Here is a 13,883-nt window from a genome sequence, read left to right on the forward strand (position 1 = left end):
CCCGTCATTCCGCTAAAGTCGCCCCCCTTCTCACTGGCATGGGGATAATCAACGAAAATGAAAATCGGTTTTGACTACGGCACGGCGAACTGTTCTGTCGCCATCATGCGTGATGGAACACCACAGCTACTGGAGATGGAGAATGGCTCATCGCTGCTGCCTTCTATGCTCTGTGCTCCGACGCGGGAAGCGGTGAGCGAGTGGCTATTCCGTCACCACGAAGTTCCGGCTACGGGAAGTGAAACACAGGCGCTGCTGCGCCGCGCGGTGAGCTACAACCGCGAAGAAGACATTGACGTGCTGCCCGGCAGCGTAAAGTTTGGCTTAAGTTCGCTTAGCCAGTACATCGAAGATCCGGAAGAAGTTTACTTCGTTAAATCGCCAAAATCCTTCCTCGGCGCCACCGGTCTGAAACCACAGCAGGTTGCGCTCTTTGAAGATCTGGTCTGCGCCATGATGCTGCACATTCGCAAACAGGCGGAAAGTCAGCTGGACGGCACAATCGATCAGGCCGTGATTGGCCGGCCGATTAACTTCCAGGGTCTGGGCGGGGAAGATGCCAACCAGCAGGCACAGGGTATTCTGGAACGCGCCGCGCATCGGGCAGGCTTCCGCGACGTGGTGTTTCAGTTTGAACCCGTTGCCGCAGGGCTGGATTTTGAAGCCACGCTTCAGGAAGAAAAGCAGGTTCTCGTTGTCGATATCGGCGGGGGCACCACCGACTGCTCGGTACTGCTGATGGGGCCTGACTGGCACCAGCGTCGCGACCGTGAACAAAGCCTGCTCGGCCACAGCGGCTGCCGCGTGGGCGGGAACGATCTGGATATCATGCTGGCGTTTAAGCAGTTGGCTCCGCTGCTTGGTATGGGCGGCCAGACGGAAAAAGGCATCGCGTTGCCGGTATTACCCTGGTGGAATGCCGTCGCAATCAACGACGTCCCGGCACAACATGACTTCTACAGCGTGGCGAACGGCCGCTCGCTCAACGAGCTGGTACGGGATGCTCGCGAGCCGGAAAAAGTGGCTTACCTGCAGAAAGTCTGGCGTCAGCGCCTGAGCTACCGCCTCGTCCGCGCGGCGGAAGAGAGCAAGATTGCGCTTTCCAACAGCCGGCAGGTTGCAACTCTATTGCCGTTTATTGCCAGCGAAGTGGGCTGCGACATCAGCCAGGAAGCGCTGGAAACAGCCATCAGTCAGCCGCTGCATCGCATCATGGAGCAGGTTACGCTGGCAATGGAAAACAGCAATGCTAAACCCGAAGTTATCTACCTGACCGGTGGCAGCGCCCGTTCTCCGCTGCTGCGTCATGCGCTCGCCCGGCAATTGCCTGATATTCCGATTACCGGGGGGGATGACTTTGGCTCAGTAACCCAGGGCCTTGCTCGCTGGTCAGACGTCGTGTTCAAATAATCGTCTCAAAACTCGATTCATCAACTAAACCGCAGGCCTCCTGCGGTTTTTTATATCTGAAAACGTCTGTTCCTGTCCGGAAATTCCAGATGCAGCGAAAGTTTGCCGCCCAGAGCCTCAACGTAGCGCTTGAGGGTAAGAACCTTAAGGTCGTTACCGCGCTGTTCGATGGCGGCTATCGCCGGCTGCGAAATGCCCATTTTTTGCGCCACTTGCTTTTGAGAAAGTCCCTGCTCTTCACGCACCAGCTGCAGGCCCGTTTCCAGAATTAAGACTTCGGTCATTTTGCGGATCTCTGCCTGGTCTTCCGACGAGAACCCGGCCATCACTTCAGTTAAGGTTTTCATATTCACTCTCCAGGTCTGCAAGGTGGTTCGCCAACTGCGTATCAGCCTGCGGACGGCTCAACGCAGGCCCCAGAACTCAAGATTTCCGAAGGCTGCCGCAAGCCGTTGGCGGAGATCCAAAGGCTGCGCCTGATACCAAAAATAGAAATTGTCGGTAAAAATTACGCTCCATGTCATCATTCACCTCATAAACTATAGATTATACTTTTCACATAAACTACAGTTTATTTTTCATTCGAAGAGGCAGCTATCTTTTACGCAACACCTCGAAAAAAGTATCGAGGTGAATGAAATTATTTGGCCACTAAAACATCACTTACTTGCTATATGTTGCTAATCTGACAGTACTTCATATTTCCTCCATCATTACGGGGCTATCCGTTACTAAACTAGTAACATTACGCCTAAAATCGTTTCAGGAAGAGAACACGTCATCTATGAAAGGCACGCAGACTTCTCGCTGGTTGTGGATTACAGCCTTTATTCTCGTGGTAATTGCCGCCGTCTGGTTCTGGCGCAGCCATAATGCATCATCAGGAGCTCAGCCTCAGGCTAAATCCGGCCAGACACAACAGGCAGGCCATCGCGGAATGCGAGGCGGGGCGTTAGCTCCGGTTCAGGCCGCAACGGCAACCAGTGAAGCCGTGCCCCATTACTTAACCGGCCTGGGCACTATCACCGCGGCCAACACCGTGACCGTGCGCAGCCGCGTTGACGGGCAGTTATTGGCCATTCATTTCCAGGAAGGTCAGCAGGTAAAAGCCGGTGATTTACTGGCAGAAATAGACCCCAGCCAGTTTAAAGTCGCGCTGGCTCAGGCCCAGGGGCAGTTGGCTAAGGATCAGGCCACCCTGGCGAATGCTCGCCGCGACCTCGCCCGCTATCAACAGCTGGTCAAAACTAATTTAGTCTCTCGCCAGGATCTTGATACTCAGCAATCGCTTGTAGCTTCTTCGCTCGGCACCGTTAAAGCTGATGAAGCAGCCGTGGCCAGCGCCCAGCTGCAGCTCGGCTGGAGCCGCGTTACCGCCCCTATCGACGGCCGGGTTGGCCTGAAGCAGGTTGATATCGGCAACCAGATTTCCACCAGCGATACTAACGGTATTGTCGTGCTGACGCAGACGCACCCAATTGACCTGGTTTTCACCCTGCCGGAAAACGATATCGCCACGGTGATTAAAGCGCAGAAAGCCGGTGAAACCCTGAGCGTTGAAGCCTGGGACCGCACCAACACCACAAAACTCAGCGGCGGTAAACTGCTGAGCCTTGATAACCAAATCGATACCACCACCGGTACCATCAAGCTTAAAGCCCGCTTTGATAATCTGGATGATGCTCTGTTCCCGAATCAGTTTGTGAATGCCCGTATGCTGGTGGACACCCAGCAGAATGCCGTGGTTATCCCGGCGGGTGCGTTGCAAATGGGTAATGAAGGTCATTTCGTCTGGGTACTGAACGGCGATAACAAAGTCAGTAAACATCTGGTCACGCCGGGGATCCAGGACAGCCAGAAAGTCGTGATTACCGCCGGCGTTTCCACGGGCGACCGCGTGGTGACCGATGGCATTGACCGCCTGACGGAAGGCGCCCAGGTTGAGGTTGTCGAACCGCACACCGCGGCTGACGATAAAGCCAGGCCTGCCACGCAGGCAAAATCCGGCCATAAACATAACGGAGCGCGCTCCTGATGCAGGTGTTACCTCCTGGCTCAACGGGCGGCCCGTCCCGCCTGTTTATTCTCCGTCCGGTGGCCACCACGCTATTGATGGTGGCTATCCTGCTGGCGGGGATTATTGGCTATCGCTTTCTCCCTGTGTCGGCACTACCGGAGGTGGACTACCCTACCATTCAGGTGGTCACGCTCTATCCTGGCGCCAGCCCGGATGTGATTACCTCGGCGATCACTGCCCCGCTCGAGCGCCAGTTTGGACAGATGTCTGGCCTGAAACAGATGTCATCGCAAAGTGCCGGGGGGGCGTCAGTTATCACCCTTCAGTTCCAGCTGACGCTGGCGCTTGACGTTGCTGAGCAAGAAGTCCAGGCGGCAATCAACGCCGCCACCAACCTCCTGCCGACCGATCTGCCAAACCCACCGGTTTACAGCAAGGTCAACCCGGCAGATCCACCTATCATGACGCTGGCCGTGACCTCAACCGCCCTGCCGATGACGCAGGTGGAAGATATGGTTGAAACCCGCGTAGCCCAGAAAATTTCCCAGGTTTCTGGCGTAGGCCTGGTTACGCTGGCGGGCGGCCAGCGCCCCGCCGTTCGCGTTAAGCTGAACGCGCCGGCAATTGCCGCACTTGGCCTGACCAGCGAAACCATTCGCACCGCCATCACCAACGCCAACGTTAACTCAGCCAAAGGCAGCCTTGACGGCCCGGCACGCGCCGTCACGCTCTCCGCCAACGATCAGATGAAGTCAGCCCAGGAGTACCGCGATTTAATCATCGCTTATCAGAACGGGGCGCCAATCCGCCTGGGGGATATCGCCACCGTTGAGCAAGGGGCTGAAAACAGCTGGCTTGGCGCCTGGGCGAACAAGCAGCAGGCCATCGTGATGAACGTCCAGCGTCAGCCTGGGGCCAACATCATCGAGACGGCAGACAGTATCCGCCAGATGCTGCCGACGCTGACCCAAAGCCTGCCGAAGTCAGTTGAAGTGAAGCTGCTGAGCGACCGCACTACCAACATCCGCGCCTCCGTGACCGATACCCAGCACGAGCTGATGCTGGCCATCGCGCTGGTGGTGATGATCATTTACCTGTTCCTGCGCAACGTCCCGGCCACGATCATTCCTGCCGTCGCCGTGCCGCTGTCGCTGGTTGGCACATTTGCAGTGATGGTATTCCTTGGTTTCTCCATCAATAACCTGACGCTGATGGCGCTGACCATCGCCACCGGGTTCGTGGTGGATGATGCCATCGTGGTTATCGAGAACATTTCACGCTATATCGAAAAAGGCGAGAAACCGCTCGCCGCTGCGCTAAAAGGCGCCGGTGAAATCGGCTTTACTATTATTTCCCTGACCTTCTCGCTTATCGCCGTGCTGATCCCGCTGTTGTTTATGGGCGATATCGTGGGCCGTCTGTTCCGCGAGTTTGCGGTCACGCTGGCAATTTCTATTTTGATCTCCGCGGTGGTTTCGCTGACGCTCACCCCGATGATGTGTGCGAGAATGCTGAGCCACGAATCATTGCGCAAGCAGAACCGCTTCTCCCGCGCCAGCGAGAAAATGTTTGATAACATTATTGCCGCCTATGGCCGCCTGCTGAGCAAGGTGCTGAACCATCCCTGGCTGACGCTGAGCGTCGCTTTTGGCACATTGGCGCTGACCATTGTGCTGTGGATCTTTATTCCCAAAGGCTTCTTCCCGATTCAGGATAACGGCATTATCCAGGGTACGCTGCAGGCTCCGCAGTCGGTCTCCTTCGCCAGCATGGCCCAGCGCCAGCAGCAGGTAGCGGACGTGATACTGAAAGATCCGGCGGTGGAAAGCCTGACCTCGTTTATCGGCGTGGACGGCACCAACCCCTCATTAAACAGCGCCCGCCTGCAAATTAACCTCAAGCCGCTGAGCGACCGTGATGACCGCATCCCGGCGGTTATCGACAGACTGCAGCAGAATGTCGCCAGCGTCCCGGGCGTGCAGCTTTATTTGCAGCCGATTCAGGATCTGACCATCGACACCACGGTGAGCCGTACCCAATACCAGTTCACCTTACAGGCGACGTCGCTGGATGAACTGAGCACCTGGGTGCCGCAGCTGGAAAACAAACTAAAAACGCTGCCTCAGCTCGCGGATATCAGCAGCGACTGGCAGGATCAGGGGCTGATGGCCTATGTCAACGTTGACCGCGACAGCGCCAGCCGGCTCGGTATCACCATGTCGTCGGTGACCAGCGCCCTGTATAACGCATTCGGCCAGCGTCTGATTTCAACCATTTATACCCAGGCCAACCAGTATCGCGTGGTACTCGAACATGACACCAGCACCACGCCTGGGCTGAGCGCGCTCGACAACATTCGTCTCACCAGCAGCAACGGCGGCAGCATTCCGTTAAGCGCGATTGCGAAGGTAGAGCAGCGGTTTGCCCCGCTGTCGATCAACCACCTCGACCAGTTCCCGTCCACTACGTTCTCCTTTAACGTGCCGGAAGGGCAATCGCTGGGCGACGCGGTGACCGCCATTACCTCGGCGGAAAAAGAGCTGGCCATGCCGTCTGATATCACAACGCAGTTCCAGGGCAGCACCCTCGCCTTCCAGGCCGCGCTGGGCAGCACCATCTGGCTGATTGTTGCCTCGGTGGTGGCGATGTACATCGTGCTGGGCGTGCTGTATGAAAGCTTTATTCACCCAATCACTATTCTGTCGACGCTGCCCACGGCGGGCGTTGGCGCGCTGCTTGCGCTGATGCTGGCGGGCGCAGAACTGGACGTTATCGCCATTATCGGGATCATCCTGCTCATTGGTATCGTGAAGAAGAACGCGATCATGATGATCGACTTTGCGCTGGCCGCGGAGCGTGAACAGGGAATGGCGCCATACGAAGCGATTTACCAGGCCTGCCTGCTGCGCTTCCGACCGATTCTGATGACCACGCTCGCCGCGCTGCTGGGGGCGCTGCCGCTGATGCTTTCAACCGGCGTTGGCGCGGAGCTTCGCCGTCCGCTGGGTATTGGCATGGTAGGTGGCCTGCTGCTCAGCCAGGTCCTGACGCTATTTACCACGCCGGTGATTTACCTGCTGTTCGACCGCCTGTCGCACTACACGCGTCGCCGCTTTGGCCGACAGCACGAGGAGGCGTAAGTGAAGTTTTTTGCCCTCTTCATTTACCGCCCGGTGGCGACGATTTTATTGACCGTCGCCATTACGCTGTGCGGCGTGCTGGGCTTCCGCCTGTTGCCGGTGGCCCCGCTCCCGCAGGTCGATTTCCCGGTGATCATGATCAGCGCTTCCCTGCCGGGCGCTTCACCGGAAACCATGGCGTCGTCCGTAGCAACGCCGCTGGAGCGTTCCCTTAGCCGCATCGCCGGGGTCAACGAAATGACCTCGTCCAGCTCTCTGGGCAGCACCCGCATCATTCTGGAGTTTAATTTCGACCGTGATATTAACGGCGCCGCGCGTGACGTACAGGCGGCGATCAACGCCGCTCAAAGCCTGCTGCCCAGCGGAATGCCTGGGCGCCCAACATACCGCAAGGCCAACCCGTCCGATGCGCCCATCATGATCCTGACGCTCACCTCCGACACTCTGTCGCAGGGCGAGCTATATGATTTTGCCTCCACGCAGCTGGCGCAAACCGTGTCGCAAATCGACGGCGTGGGCGATGTGGACGTGGGCGGGAGCTCTCTGCCAGCGGTGCGCGTGGACCTCAATCCTCAGGCACTGTTTAACCAGGGCGTATCGCTTGATGCCGTCCGGACCGCAATAAGCAACGCCAACGTTCGTCGTCCTCTCGGCTCGGTAGAGGACAGCACACGCCGCTGGCAAATTCAGACCAACGACGAGCTAAAAAAAGCGGCGAACTACATGCCGCTTATCGTGCATTACAATAACGGTTCGGCCGTGCGGCTGCAGGATGTCGCCCACGTCACCGACAGCGTGCAGGACGTGCGTAACGCCGGGATGACCAACGCCAAACCGGCCATTTTGCTGATGATTCGCAAATCGCAGGAAGCAAACATCATCGAAACCGTGGACCGCATCCGCGCCAAAATTCCCGAATTACGAGAAACCATTCCGGCGTCCATCGACCTTCAGGTGGCCCAGGACCGTTCGCCCACTATTCGTGCCTCGCTGGCGGAAGTAGAACAATCGCTGGTGATCTCCGTATCGCTGGTCATTTTGGTGGTATTCCTGTTCCTTCGTTCAGGGCGCGCCACCTTTATTCCGGCGGTGGCCGTGCCGGTGTCGCTGATCGGGACTTTTGCCGCCATGTATCTGTGCGGCTTTAGCCTCAATAACCTGTCGCTAATGGCGCTGACGATTGCCACCGGCTTCGTTGTCGATGACGCCATCGTGGTACTGGAGAACATTTCCCGCCATCTGGAAGCGGGAGTGAAGCCAATGCAGGCGGCGCTTCAGGGCGTGCGGGAAGTGGGCTTTACCGTGCTGTCCATGAGCCTGTCGCTGGTCGCAGTCTTCCTGCCACTGCTGCTGATGGGCGGGCTGCCCGGGCGGTTATTCCGCGAGTTTGCGGTCACGCTTTCGGTGGCTATCGGGATTTCGTTGGTGGTGTCGCTCACGCTCACGCCGATGATGTGCGGCTGGCTGTTGAAAAACCGCCCGCCGGAAAAGAGAAACAAAAACCGTGGATTTGGCCGCCTGCTGATTGCCATGCAGGGTGGCTACGCGCGCTCGCTGAAATGGGTGCTTAACCACACGCGGCTGGTGGGCGTGGTACTTCTGGGTACGATAGCCCTGAGCGTTTGGCTCTATATCGCTATCCCGAAAACCTTCTTCCCGGAGCAGGACACCGGCAGGCTGATGGGTAATATTCAGGCCGATCAGAGCATCTCTTTCCAGGCCATGCGCGGCAAGCTGCAGGACTTTATGAAGATCATTCGTGAAGATCCGGCGGTGGACAACGTCACCGGCTTTACCGGCGGCTCCCGGGTGAACAGCGGCATGATGTTTATCTCCCTTAAACCACTGAGCGAACGCAGCGAAACCGCTCAGCAGGTGATTGACCGGCTGCGGGCCAAGCTGGCCAAAGAGCCCGGTGCCAACCTCTATTTAATGGCGGTGCAGGATATTCGCGTCGGTGGTCGTCAGGCTAACGCCAGCTATCAGTACACCCTACTGTCGGATGACTTAAGCGCCCTGCGAGAGTGGGAGCCAAAAATCCGTAAAGCGCTGGCGGCCCTGCCTGAACTGGCGGATGTTAACTCTGACCAGCAGGATAACGGCTCTGAAATGGACCTGATTTACGACCGTGAAACCATGTCCCGGCTGGGGATCAGCGTCTCGGATGCCAACAACTTGCTGAACAACGCCTTTGGTCAGCGTCAGATCTCCACCATCTACCAGCCGCTGAACCAGTACAAAGTGGTGATGGAAGTTGACCCGCGTTACACCCAGGACATCAGTTCGCTCAACCAGATGTTCGTCATAAACAGCGAAGGGAAGTCGATCCCCCTCTCCTACTTTGCCAAATGGCAGCCAGCGAACGCCCCACTGTCGGTCAACCATCAGGGGCTGTCTGCCGCCTCCACCATCTCGTTCAACTTGCCTGACGGCGTGTCACTTTCCGAAGCCAGCGACGCCATCGACAGAACCATGACCTCGTTGGGCGTGCCGTCTACCGTGCGCGGCAGCTACGCCGGGACGGCACAGGTATTCCAGCAGACGATGAACTCGCAGGTGATCCTGATTCTGGCGGCCATTGCCACGGTGTATATCGTGCTGGGCGTATTGTATGAAAGCTACGTTCACCCGCTGACAATCCTCTCGACGCTGCCTTCCGCAGGCGTCGGGGCGCTGCTGGCGCTGGAACTTTTCAGCGCTCCCTTCAGCCTGATTGCGCTAATCGGTATCATGCTGCTGATAGGCATCGTGAAGAAGAACGCCATCATGATGGTGGACTTCGCGATAGAGGCGCAGCGGAAGGGTGATTTAACGCCGGAAGAGGCGATTTTCCAGGCCTGTCTGCTGCGTTTCCGCCCAATTATGATGACCACGCTGGCCGCCCTGTTTGGCGCATTACCGCTGGTGCTGACCAGCGGTGATGGCGCAGAACTGCGTCAGCCGCTGGGGATCACCATCGTCGGCGGGCTGGTTATGAGCCAGCTGCTGACGCTTTACACCACGCCGGTGGTTTACCTGTTCTTTGATCGACTGAGATTGCGCTTTAGCCGCAAGCCCCGTGAAAGTAAGGCTCTGTCCGTATGACTGATTTGCCCACCGCCGTTCGCTGGCAGTTATGGATTGTCGCTTTTGGCTTCTTTATGCAGGCGCTGGACACCACAATTGTTAACACCGCCCTCCCCTCGATGGCGCATAGTCTGGGCGTAAGCCCGCTGCACATGCACTCCGTGGTGGTGGCCTACGTGTTAACGGTTGCGGTCATGCTCCCGGCAAGCGGCTGGCTGGCGGACAGGGTGGGTGTACGTAACATCTTCTTTACGGCGATCGTTCTTTTTACCCTCGGGTCCTTGTTTTGCTCGAATGCCTCAACGCTCAATGAGCTTGTCCTGGCCCGCGTCGTTCAGGGTATTGGCGGCGCCATGATGGTACCGGTGGGGCGCCTCACGGTGATGAAAATCGTACCGCGTGCGCAGTATATGGCGGCGATGACCTTCGTGACGATCCCAGGCCAGGTAGGCCCACTGCTCGGCCCCGCGCTCGGAGGCGTGCTGGTGGAGTACGCCTCCTGGCACTGGATTTTCCTGATAAACATTCCGGTCGGTATCGTCGGGGCCATAGCCACCCTCTGGCTGATGCCTAACTACACCATGCAAACCCGCCGCTTTGATATTTCCGGCTTCCTGCTGCTGGCGTTCGGCATGGCGGCGCTGACGATTGCTCTGGACGGACAAAAGGGTCTGGGCATTTCCAGTGAAACCCTCGGGCTGTTGATCCTCGGCGGCGTTATCGCCATTCTGCTGTACCTGTGGCATGCGCGCGACAACGATAATGCGCTGTTCAATCTCAATTTATTCAGCACTAAAACCTTTTCGCTTGGCCTGCTGGGCAGCCTGTGCGGGCGCATCGGCAGCGGCATGCTGCCGTTTATGACGCCGGTATTTCTGCAGATTGGGCTTGGTTTCTCACCGTTCCATGCCGGGCTGATGATGGTCCCGATGGTGCTTGGCAGCATGGGCATGAAGCGTATTGTTGTGCAGGTCGTCAACCGCTTCGGCTATCGCAACGTGCTGGTCGCCGCCACGCTCGGCCTGGCGCTTATCACGCTGATGTTTATGGCCACCGCCCTGATGGGCTGGTTCTGGCTGCTGCCGGTGGTCCTGTTTGTGCAGGGCATGGTCAACTCCATGCGCTTCTCTTCCATGAATACCCTGACGCTAAAAGACCTGCCGGATGACCTCGCCAGCGGCGGCAACAGCATGCTCTCAATGGTGATGCAGCTTTCCATGAGTATCGGCGTGACCGTCGCCGGCCTGCTGCTGGGCATGTTTGGCCACCAGCAGCTCCCGGCCGGCGGGGAGCAGGCTCACAGCACCTTTATGTACACCTATTTCTGCATGGCGCTGGTGATTGCCCTTCCGGCATTGCTGTTCGCCCGTGTCCCTAATGAACGTTCGGAAAACGCGGTGATTAGCCGTCGTAAAAGGAGCGAAACATGAAACTCTGGCGCTCCGGGATCACCGGGAAATTATTCCTCGCCATTTTTTCCACCTGCCTGCTGGTGCTGGCCATCATGCACTGGGGCGTGAGATTAAGCTTTGAACGCGGCTTTATCGACTACATCAAGCGCGGCAATGCCCAACGCATTGAGATGTTGAGTGACGCCCTGGGCGAACAATATGCCCTTCACGGCAACTGGCGCTTCCTGCTGCACAATGATCGGTTTGTGTTTCAGATTCTGCGTTCATTTGAGCGGGAAGGCGACGAAGGCCGGGGCTTACCCCCGCACGGCTGGCGGACCAAGTTTTGGGTGGTCGATCAGAACTACCAGGTATTGGTTGGCCCCAGAGAGAAACTCCCGCGGGACGGGATGCGCAAATCGATTAACGTCAATGGGCAGGACGTTGGCTGGGTGGTTGCCTCGCCAATTGAGCGCCTGACCCGCAATACCGATATTAACTTCGATCGTCAGCAGCGGCGCACGAGCTGGATCATCGTTGCTTTGTCCAGCCTGCTTGCAGCGGCAGCTACGTTCCTGCTCGCTCGCGGCCTTCTGGCCCCGGTGAAACGCCTGGTTGAAGGGACACACAAGCTCGCCGCCGGAGATTTTTCCACCCGGGTCGCAGTCGGCAGTCAGGATGAACTGGGGCGGCTGGCCCAGGACTTTAACCAGCTCGCCAGCACCCTGGAAAAAAACCATAAAATGCGCCGGGCTTACATGGCGGATATTTCTCACGAGCTGCGTACACCGCTTGCCGTTTTACGCGGTGAACTGGAGGCGATTCAGGACGGTGTACGCAAGTTTACGCCGGAATCCGTCACCTCACTGCAGATGGAAGTCGCCACCCTGACCAAGCTGGTCGACGACCTGCACCAGCTTTCCATGTCCGATGAAGGCGCGCTGGCCTACCAGAAAAAATCGCTGGATATTATTGCGTTGCTGGAAGTGGTTGCCGGAGCATTCCGATCCCGTTTTGATTCACGCGGCCTGACAATACGCCTCGCGTTACCCGATACCGCCATCATTTTCGGTGACGGAGACCGCCTGATGCAGCTGTTCAACAACCTGCTGGAAAACAGCCTCCGCTATACCGACAGCGGTGGGCAACTGGTTATCAGCGCTAAAATTATAAATCAGCAGTTTGTGATGAGCTTTGATGACAGCGAACCCGGCGTCTCGGACGAGCAGCTCAGCCAGCTGTTTGACCGTTTTTATCGCGCTGAAGGCTCCCGCAACCGCGCCAGCGGCGGCTCAGGGCTGGGCCTGTCTATCTGCCAGAATATTGTGACCGCCCATGGCGGAACGCTAACCGCCTCCCATTCACGCTTTGGCGGCGTTAGTATTACCGTTGAACTTCCTCTGGAAACAGAAACGTCGAGGACACTATGACCGAGCTACCAATTGACGACAGTACGCCACGTATTTTGATCGTAGAAGATGAACCTAAGCTTGGGCAGTTGCTCATCGACTACCTCCGCGCGGCAAGCTATGCCCCTACTCTGCTGACCCATGGCGATCAGGTGCTGCCGTATGTTCGCCACACGCCGCCGGACCTCATTTTGCTGGATTTGATGCTCCCCGGGACGGACGGCCTGACGCTGTGCAAAGAAATTCGACGTTTCTCCGAAGTGCCCATCGTGATGGTGACCGCGAAGATAGAGGAAATTGACCGCCTGCTGGGGCTGGAAATTGGCGCCGACGACTACATTTGCAAACCTTACAGCCCGCGCGAAGTCGTTGCCCGCGTGAAAACGATCCTGCGCCGCTGCAAGCGCCAGATGGCCATTTCCGCCGGGTCGGAAGAAAGCCCGCTGGTGATTGATGAAGGCCGCTTCCAGGCTATCTGGCGCGGTAAACTGCTGGATCTCACCCCCGCAGAATTCCGTCTGCTAAAAACCTTGTCCCACGAACCGGGCAAAGTGTTCTCGCGCGAAATGCTGCTGAACCATCTCTATGACGATTACCGCGTGGTCACCGACCGCACCATCGACAGCCACATTAAAAACCTGCGCCGCAAGCTTGAAGCGCTGGATACCGATCAGTCGTTTATCCGCGCCGTTTACGGGGTGGGTTATCGCTGGGAGGCCGACGCCGGGCGGGTGATTTAAACCAGGCGTCACGACATCTGGTCAAATTTTCTTTAACCAGCTATCTTTCAGACTGTTACCAACAATGCGTGGACGTCAGTTTAAGGAGAGGCTGTGTCGACAATTCTTATTATGTTGGCTGTATTGCTGGCACTGGTTGTGCTTTACCTGTGCTTTGTTCCGACGGGGAAATCCCCTATTACCGGGCTGTGGTCAACATTGCCGACCAGGCGGGAATATCTTCAGGCCCACCCCGACGATATTGCGCCCAACGGCAGCCCGCAGTGCTTTCACTGTCATTCTTCAGAAACGCTCGATGTTGGTCTGGCAAGATTTACAGATTTTCGTCGCACCATTATTTGCCGCAAATGCAAACATCAGCTCTGGCGTGAGCAAGATTAGGCCGTGACCCGGGCAAATAATGAAAATAAATGAGCGGTTTTTAAAGTGACAGCTAAAGGTGGTCATCATGGAAAAGTATGTTTTCTATAGCAAAGATATCTCCGTCAACATCTATCCGAAAGCGTCACTGACTTCTGAAGAAAAACAGCGCCTGAGCAAAGAGGGGTATCAAAGAATAGGTTTTGAAACGCGCGCTACGGATGAAGCTGACGCCATGGAACGATACCTGACTCATTTCAAAGAAAACACTGAAGCGCTGGAGGATTACGCGAAGGATATCGCCTTTTCATCACTGCTCTTTAACGGAGGGCGGTTTCTTTTCTGAATCC

Annotated in this window: 9 protein-coding genes; 8 read left to right on the forward strand and 1 reads right to left on the reverse strand. The window is 57.0% G+C overall.

The features are described 5' to 3' along the window. Positions 1-57: 57 nt before the first annotated feature. Entirely contained in the window at positions 58-1,410 is a 1,353-nt protein-coding gene (locus tag VW41_14810; GenBank protein AJZ90195.1) for a chaperone, read from the forward strand. A gap of 50 nt (positions 1,411-1,460) precedes the next feature. Here VW41_14810 and VW41_14815 read toward each other — a convergent pair whose 3' ends face one another. Continuing rightward, entirely contained in the window at positions 1,461-1,757 is a 297-nt protein-coding gene (locus VW41_14815) for a transcriptional regulator (GenBank protein ID AJZ90196.1), read from the reverse strand. A 437-nt stretch (positions 1,758-2,194) separates the two neighbouring features. Here VW41_14815 and VW41_14820 point away from each other — a divergent pair, with 437 nt between their 5' ends. From VW41_14820 to VW41_14850, 7 genes are all read left to right on the forward strand, one after another. After that, positions 2,195-3,445 (forward strand): multidrug transporter, encoded by a 1,251-nt coding sequence (locus VW41_14820; GenBank protein AJZ90197.1) that lies wholly within the window; start codon positions 2,195-2,197, stop codon positions 3,443-3,445. Next, a complete protein-coding gene (locus VW41_14825) occupies positions 3,445-6,567 on the forward strand; it encodes a multidrug transporter (GenBank protein ID AJZ90198.1) in 3,123 nt (1,040 codons plus the stop codon). The genes VW41_14820 and VW41_14825 overlap by 1 nt, the downstream gene beginning before the upstream one ends. Further along, positions 6,568-9,651 (forward strand): multidrug transporter, encoded by a 3,084-nt coding sequence (locus VW41_14830; protein AJZ90199.1) that lies wholly within the window; start codon positions 6,568-6,570, stop codon positions 9,649-9,651. Continuing rightward, positions 9,648-11,063, forward strand: coding sequence for a transporter (locus tag VW41_14835; protein AJZ90200.1), 1,416 nt, complete (start codon positions 9,648-9,650; stop codon positions 11,061-11,063). The genes VW41_14830 and VW41_14835 overlap by 4 nt, the downstream gene beginning before the upstream one ends. Beyond that, entirely contained in the window at positions 11,060-12,454 is a 1,395-nt protein-coding gene (locus tag VW41_14840; GenBank protein AJZ90201.1) for a histidine kinase, read from the forward strand. The genes VW41_14835 and VW41_14840 overlap by 4 nt, the downstream gene beginning before the upstream one ends. Then, a complete protein-coding gene (locus VW41_14845; protein AJZ90202.1) occupies positions 12,451-13,173 on the forward strand; it encodes a transcriptional regulator in 723 nt (240 codons plus the stop codon). The genes VW41_14840 and VW41_14845 overlap by 4 nt, the downstream gene beginning before the upstream one ends. A 448-nt stretch (positions 13,174-13,621) precedes the next feature. Continuing rightward, the gene (locus tag VW41_14850) at positions 13,622-13,879 is read left to right on the forward strand and encodes a hypothetical protein (protein ID AJZ90203.1); all 258 of its coding nucleotides are present in this window, start codon (positions 13,622-13,624) and stop codon (positions 13,877-13,879) included. The last annotated feature ends 4 nt before the right edge of the window (positions 13,880-13,883 follow it).

Origin of the sequence: Klebsiella michiganensis (genome assembly GCA_000963575.1) — a bacterium.
Lineage (GTDB): Bacteria > Pseudomonadota > Gammaproteobacteria > Enterobacterales > Enterobacteriaceae > Cedecea > Cedecea michiganensis_A.

What these genes read in the sequence shown, in the direction of transcription:
- VW41_14810 (AJZ90195.1), top strand. Translation starts at nt 58, where the DNA reads ATGAAAATCGGTTTTGACTACGGCACGGCGAACTGTTCTGTCGCCATC.
- VW41_14815 (AJZ90196.1), bottom strand. Translation starts at nt 1,757, where the DNA reads ATGAAAACCTTAACTGAAGTGATGGCCGGGTTCTCGTCGGAAGACCAG.
- VW41_14820 (AJZ90197.1), top strand. Translation starts at nt 2,195, where the DNA reads ATGAAAGGCACGCAGACTTCTCGCTGGTTGTGGATTACAGCCTTTATT.
- VW41_14825 (AJZ90198.1), top strand. Translation starts at nt 3,445, where the DNA reads ATGCAGGTGTTACCTCCTGGCTCAACGGGCGGCCCGTCCCGCCTGTTT.
- VW41_14835 (AJZ90200.1), top strand. Translation starts at nt 9,648, where the DNA reads ATGACTGATTTGCCCACCGCCGTTCGCTGGCAGTTATGGATTGTCGCT.
- VW41_14840 (AJZ90201.1), top strand. Translation starts at nt 11,060, where the DNA reads ATGAAACTCTGGCGCTCCGGGATCACCGGGAAATTATTCCTCGCCATT.
- VW41_14845 (AJZ90202.1), top strand. Translation starts at nt 12,451, where the DNA reads ATGACCGAGCTACCAATTGACGACAGTACGCCACGTATTTTGATCGTA.
- VW41_14850 (AJZ90203.1), top strand. Translation starts at nt 13,622, where the DNA reads ATGGAAAAGTATGTTTTCTATAGCAAAGATATCTCCGTCAACATCTAT.